At 57.3% G+C, this 6,058-nt stretch carries 9 protein-coding genes; 4 read left to right on the top strand and 5 right to left on the bottom strand.

All coding sequences use genetic code 11. From position 1 onward, the window contains the following. Positions 1-234: 234 nt before the first annotated feature. Positions 235-879, bottom strand: a complete 645-nt coding sequence (locus tag KF784_19380; GenBank protein ID MBX3121228.1) for a zeta toxin family protein — start codon at positions 877-879, stop codon at positions 235-237. Next, entirely contained in the window at positions 876-1,277 is a 402-nt protein-coding gene (locus tag KF784_19375) for a type II toxin-antitoxin system prevent-host-death family antitoxin (protein ID MBX3121227.1), read from the bottom strand. The genes KF784_19380 and KF784_19375 overlap by 4 nt, the downstream gene beginning before the upstream one ends. A 184-nt stretch (positions 1,278-1,461) precedes the next feature. Here KF784_19375 and KF784_19370 point away from each other — a divergent pair, with 184 nt between their 5' ends. Then, positions 1,462-1,719 (top strand): YnfA family protein, encoded by a 258-nt coding sequence (locus tag KF784_19370; protein ID MBX3121226.1) that lies wholly within the window; start codon positions 1,462-1,464, stop codon positions 1,717-1,719. Between the two features lie 172 nt (positions 1,720-1,891). Here the strand turns inward: KF784_19370 and KF784_19365 are convergent, their stop codons facing one another. The 3 genes from KF784_19365 to KF784_19355 form a co-directional block, all read right to left on the bottom strand. After that, positions 1,892-2,815, bottom strand: coding sequence for a hypothetical protein (locus tag KF784_19365; protein ID MBX3121225.1), 924 nt, complete (start codon positions 2,813-2,815; stop codon positions 1,892-1,894). Positions 2,816-3,039: 224 nt separating this feature from the next. Then, complete coding sequence (locus KF784_19360) at positions 3,040-3,540, bottom strand: hypothetical protein (protein MBX3121224.1); 501 nt, start codon at positions 3,538-3,540, stop codon at positions 3,040-3,042. Continuing rightward, entirely contained in the window at positions 3,537-3,704 is a 168-nt protein-coding gene (locus tag KF784_19355) for a hypothetical protein (GenBank protein ID MBX3121223.1), read from the bottom strand. The genes KF784_19360 and KF784_19355 overlap by 4 nt, the downstream gene beginning before the upstream one ends. Positions 3,705-3,827: 123 nt before the next feature. On the opposite strand from KF784_19355, the gene KF784_19350 reads away from it, so the two are divergent. The 3 genes from KF784_19350 to KF784_19340 all read left to right on the top strand — a co-directional run. Further along, entirely contained in the window at positions 3,828-4,331 is a 504-nt protein-coding gene (locus KF784_19350) for a hypothetical protein (protein ID MBX3121222.1), read from the top strand. A gap of 58 nt (positions 4,332-4,389) precedes the next feature. After that, complete coding sequence (locus KF784_19345; GenBank protein MBX3121221.1) at positions 4,390-4,647, top strand: hypothetical protein; 258 nt, start codon at positions 4,390-4,392, stop codon at positions 4,645-4,647. A gap of 364 nt (positions 4,648-5,011) precedes the next feature. Next, the coding region (locus tag KF784_19340) for a dicarboxylate/amino acid:cation symporter (GenBank protein ID MBX3121220.1) at positions 5,012-6,058 on the top strand (1,047 nt) is incomplete at its 3' end.

Below are 6,058 nucleotides of genomic sequence, written 5' to 3'. Positions count from 1 at the left end.
ATGGCGGCGATGATGTATTGGCCGAGGTAAAAGAAGGGATAGAGGGAGAGGCTGGCCTGGCGGTTCCCCCTGCTCGTGCAACGCGCGGCCTGGAGGGCCCTCGTTGGACGCGCGCACGTAGGGAACCGGCCAGGCCGCCCCGCGAGGAGAATGGGAGGGAAAGGAAAAGGTATCACAGCTCTCGGCAGCAGAGAAAACCGCGGGAAGACCTGGAGGAAGATCCGTCAATGAGAATCACCTCCGGCCTAACTTGAGGGCGGCGGCGACAATCGGCTTGGCCCAGTCCGGTGTGGGCGAGAGGTCAGCCGGGCCGATCATCGCTCCTCTTTCCATCTGGAGCACCAGGCGAGGCAACGGCACCTTTCCGGCAGCGGGATCCGCCTCCAGGCTATTGTCATGGACCCGCAAGGCCGTCAGATGAGGAAGCAGTGCAATGAGATTGAGCCGACTATGTTCGTAGCGACGCCTGACGTCGCGCTCGGGAATGTCGTGGCCACCTCGGCTGACTCGGGCGCGTACCCGTTCAAGATGCAATTCCGGGCTGGTCAGGCCTACATACCAAATATGAACCTCGATCCCCCGTGAGGCAGCCTGGCCGAGCAGTTGCGTGATCGTATGCCCCCCGAGTGTCGTCTCGAATGCGAAATCCAGACGCTCCTCAAGCGCCCGCTTCAACAATCGCACACCCTGCCTCCAGGCTATGCTACTGGCATCCTTCTGACTGAGCCACGGATTGGCGGCCATGAGTCGACGCGCGCCTTCATCAGGATTGAAGTAATCGCTCCCAAGCGCGCGAAAAGTTGCTCCGGCTATGCTGCTTTTGCCTGCGCCGTTCACCCCGGCAATGACGTAGAAGCGTGGCGTTCTGACCCCGCTCATGTGGTGCGGCGGCTGCGGGACATCCGGCGAGACGACTTGGCTGACGAGGGACGTGCCTTACGCGCGGCCGAAACGGCGGCGCGGCCTAATCGTGAAGCCGGCGCTTCAAACGCCTCTGCCATGCCCTGCCTGGCTTTGGCCGTCTGCATATCGGCCAGCAAGGCATCGAACTCGTTGGCAAGATCATTGAGCTGAGGCGCACGGTCCTTCACCAGCGCAACAAATTCTTCAAAGGACAGGAGCACCGCCTTCGGGAGATCATGACGCGTAATGGCTACTGCGCCGCCATGCATCGCCTGCTCCAGGATCGACCCGAATTCGTTCTTCACTTTCGTCGCCGCAACAGTCGACACATCCACCAGTTGGCCCTGACTGTTCCGATAGCTCAGCTTGGACATCACTCCCCCTCCCTCTGAATTGAGAGTATACCCAAACCAGCTAAATTGTCTAGAATGGCTATATATTAGGAAACTGGCGCACTACAGATGATGGGAGAGTCCCTGACGCCTGGAAACACTCCGTCACGCCTCTGGCTTTGGCCCCTCAGTTGTCGCGACTCGCAAAACGCGGATTCGATAGGCTCTGAACGCAACTCTTCGGCCGAGCAAATCATACGCAACTGTTTGTGACCAGCCCTGCCCCTCCTTCCATCTCGCCATCGTGCCGACCTACCAGCCGTCGCATTTCGGCCGGGTCTATGCCGCGTACGGCGGCTCGTTCATTGTTCTGTCGATCCTGTGGGGCTGGCTGGTCGATCACGTGGAACCGGATCGCTTTGACGTGATCGGGGCAATGGTGTGCCTGGCTGGCGTGGCGGTGATGATGTATGGGCCGAGGTAGAATGAGAAGGAGGCTGGCCTGGCAGTTCCCCCATGCTCGCGCAACGCGCGGTCGAAGACTCCCAGCTGATCTTATTTTGCAGCCAGTTGTGTTGATTGGGTGGGCACATGCCTTCCTGGCAAGTAGGCGCGTGCGTTATCAAGCAAACCTAAGAGCTCAGCGTGAAGCAGTATCAATAGTTTTCCGGCCTTTCATCTAGTGGGACAATTTCATAGCCAACAGGGTTATCCTCGTTCGCACTAAATGCTGCCAGAACACATTTCAATTCCAAAGGCGCCTCAGATCCCGCCCGAATAAACCCTTGCCATGACTCAAGATTTCCGAATAAGTGTCGCTGTGGACCGACAACACCTTCATTGATCGGATGCTCCCGCAACATACATTGATTGAAATACCTAACAATGGTCTGATGCACAATCTCAACATAGTTCTTTGTGTCGCTGACTGCCAAATAATCTCCATGCACTAACCGCTGGCGCAACCCAGACCTGCCTCCATCTTCTCTCGTACCGTATAGTTCCCGCTTAATGTCGGCACCAAAAACAGCTTCAATAGTCACATAAAAATCGGAAGTCGATCGCGATGCCCTGTCAAAAAGTATCTCTATCGCAGCGAACATGAGCACAAGTTTAGCAGCATAGCCCACCGCATTAACCGCATCGTTCCAATAAAGATAAAAAGCCTCGGGAATGCCTCCGTCCCCAAGTAAGATGTCTAATGCTCCGAGCTCATCCTCATTGAAATGCAAAGGAACAGGCCCACGCTCTCGGGAATGCCGACAATATGCTATTTCGGAATCGACTCGCTTAATGAGATAGGGCCGTCCGATGTCCGTATGATACGCCTGCCCTACGAAAGAGCTTCGTGACACAATCTTGGTCAGTGCATCTTGAAAAAGCTTCCAGGCGTCAACAAAACTGGCCGAGTCAACCTCACTCTCTGCGATCCAATACCTAGATCTCCAAGCCGTGGTCACATCCTCATCCCATGCTGAAAAGCGGATGTTATTGCGACTAAATGGGACAAGACGGCCTTCGTCGAAAAGCCCATACTGTATGAGAGTGTGAATCTGTTTCTGGATCATATATGTTGGCAATCAAATCTCTCCTTTCTCCAGTCTCATGGTTTTTAAACCTCTTCATCGAAAGAATGAAACAAGATGCAAGACGCCTTCGTGCATAGCACCGGGGTCAGCAATCTCCGCTTTTCATGCACCACGTCAGGTCGGCCCTCGTGCCGCTGGCGACCTCGCCCATCCACACCTATTGGGCATTATCTTGCCTTCACACATTTCCCGGCCAGGCGCAGAAATACACACCACTATCTCCCCCTTCCGCGACTCCTTTTCCAGATCAGCACAGCAGCGAGAGCCGTGAGCGGCGCCAGCAGCACGAGCCCGATTGTAAGGCTATAAACTGGCGCGCCCAGCAAGCCGGAATTCCGAGAATCGTGATAGTCGACCCCGCTGGCCGCGATGAACGACGCCACCAGCACGCCGACCATCGCAACCACGACTACGCGCAGGAGCCACCACCAGCCACCGCCTCCCGGCAGATAGGCCGTCAGAAATGTGAGAGGAATCCCGATTAACGGAATCGCGAGCCAGAGGGTTTCAAGGACATCATTCCCCGCCGCAGTCGAAGGTTCATTCCTCGTCGCGAAGAGAAAGGCCAGAAGGCTGATCGCGATCCACAGCCCTTCAGGCCCATGCAGAAGAGAGGCAACACGTCGCATCACGACCTCGCGGGCGGCATCTTGATCCCGCAACGGTTGCGAGTCAACCGGCGTGATCCTGCGGCACTCGCTACTGACTGACCTCATTTCCCAGGCGCAAAGAGCCTCGGCATACCGTTCCATTCCCCATCATCGCCATGCGTGCGGAAACCCATGTGTGTTGCTATCGCGCCGAATGCAGACGCCATGATCGAAGTCGAATCAGCCGCATCGCGATACCGGAAACGAGGCCGGTGGATGGTGCCAGACATCGGGATTCCCCTCAGTCTCCCCCAATGCGCGTATTCAGTTTGTGCTCGGGGGATGTTCTTCTATAATTTAACTGAGTGGTGCGGAGGCCGGGCCGTTCAGTGACCTGTCAGATGGAGGTTGCCATGGTGTCTGTTCCGCTGAGCAATTTACAGAATGATTCGATCAACCCCGACGACGCGATTCTGCTTTTCGAAAAGGGCGACCACAAGGTCTATTGGATCGGCACCCACACCGGCGGAGACGAGATCGAGTGCAACACCTATCTGATTATCGACGGACACGAAGGCTATCTGCTTGAACCGGGCGGGTTCGACCGGTTCCCACTTGTGTTCAAGAAAGTGTGTCTCCTCCTCAGCCCGATGAGCATCACCCACCTGTTCTTCAGCCATCAAGACCCCGATATCTGTGCCTCATTTCCGAGTTGGACCAAGTGGAATGACGACATCAAGCTGGTCGTGTCGAGCCTCTGGACTCGATTCATGCTGCATTATGAAACCAGGGATCTGAGCGGAAAGGCCCACAATCTCAATTTCGTCAAAGTACCCGACGAGGGCCTCGTCGATATCATTGAAAGACGGCGGCCGACTCGATTGTATCTCCGCGCCGTTTCTCCACTCCCCCGGTAATATTCTTGTGCACGATACCGTCAGCGGGTTCCTCTTTTCAGGAGATGTCGGAACAGCCATGTACAAGGACGACACCTTCAGACTTGTGATCGATGATTGGACCGTGCATACCCAAGCCATGCAGGGATTTCATCAGCGCTATATGTCCAGCAATCGAGCGGTCGCCGGGATGAACAAACGACTCGCGCCACTGCCGATCACGGCGATTCTTCCTCAGCACGGATGCATTTTTCGCGGGGAAGAGGTCTCGCGCTTCACGCAATGGCTCAGCAAGCTCCCCGTCGGGGCCGACTATTTCTATCCCGACGTCGCCTGACTCCTGCGAGCCGGCGAGTGTGCCGCCTCCGCCGGCCTCCCACCACACGCTGACAGACGACTGCAACCCGACTGACTGTCGCCGTTCATTCGTTTCCTCCAGCCACTCGCCAGCACCTGCTCAATAACCGCATAGTCTCCTCTGCTCGAATACGCGGATCACGTCGTTTTCCTGAATCGGCACTCATCCCGCACAGCAACAACTGCTGTGCGAGGTGAACGCTCTAGCGCCACGCCATCCATTTCCCCTCCGCGGAATCAGATCTGCTACTATCCGCCACCAGTGACAAGGCGACAGCTGAGCTGCTTTCAACAGCACGGCTGTTCGTTCCCTGAGAATCAGACCAGCAGCGGAGTGCGAGTTCGTGGACGACAATGCCCTAGAGAACACAGCCATCGTCACCCCTCACACAGGCCTGGTTGCACGATGGCAGCAGATCCCGCTGTATGGACGCATCGTCATCGGCGTGGTACTGGGCGTGGCGGCAGGGCTGGCGTTGGGAAGCCAGGCCACCTTCTTGGCGACGCCCGGCAAACTGGTGCTTCGCCTTTTGGGCGCGCTCGCGCCTCCGCTGATCCTTGCCGCGATTGTGCACACCTTCATGACGACACATCTCGGCGGGCCACTGGCCGCACGCCTGCCACGCCTGTTGCTGATGAACACATTGGTGGCGATCACCGTTGGACTGACCGTTGCCAACGTCATCCAGCCAGGACGAGGTGCGGGGCTCGCGCCCTCAGAGCCCGCCGTCGAAACCACGCATACGGCAAATCCGCTCACGGCGTTTATTGAGAATGTACCCAAGAGCCTGCTGGGGCCGCTGGGTGACGATGGAAAGGTGATCGGGGTCATCTTCGTCGCGGTAGCCTTCGGTATGGCCCTGCGCAAGGAACGTCACCGCCCACTTGGAACGGTCGAGCACCTCGTCGAACTTGTCTTGGACTCGCTGATCAAGATTTTGCACTGGATCATTGCGGTGGTGCCCCTGGCCGTTTTCGGCATCGTGGCGAGCATCGTAGGCACGGAAGGCTTCGCGCAGTTCCAGGCGCTGGGCGTCTTTGTCCTCAGCGTGCTGCTCGCGCTCGCGATCCAGGCCGCCTATTATCTGATCCGCATCCGCTTCGGGTCGTGGGTACGCCCTGGCGAGTTGCTTCGCGGCGGACGTGACGCGCTGGTCATGGCGTTCTCCACGGCGAGTTCGACCGCTACGATGCCGGTGACCTACGCGGCGCTCAAGGACCGCATAGGCCTGCGCGACCAGTCCGCCAGCATGGGCGCATTGGTCGGGGCGAATTTTAACAACGACGGCACTGCGCTCTACGAAGCCATGGCGGCCCTGTTCATCGCGCAAATGATCGGAATGGATCTGAGCATGCACCAACAATTGATGATCGTCCTGACAAGCATCATT

It is taken from the genome of Fimbriimonadaceae bacterium, assembly GCA_019638775.1.
In the GTDB taxonomy this organism is placed as follows: domain Bacteria; phylum Armatimonadota; class Fimbriimonadia; order Fimbriimonadales; family Fimbriimonadaceae; genus JAHBTD01.
This window is presented reverse-complemented; position numbering and strand designations above follow the sequence as displayed.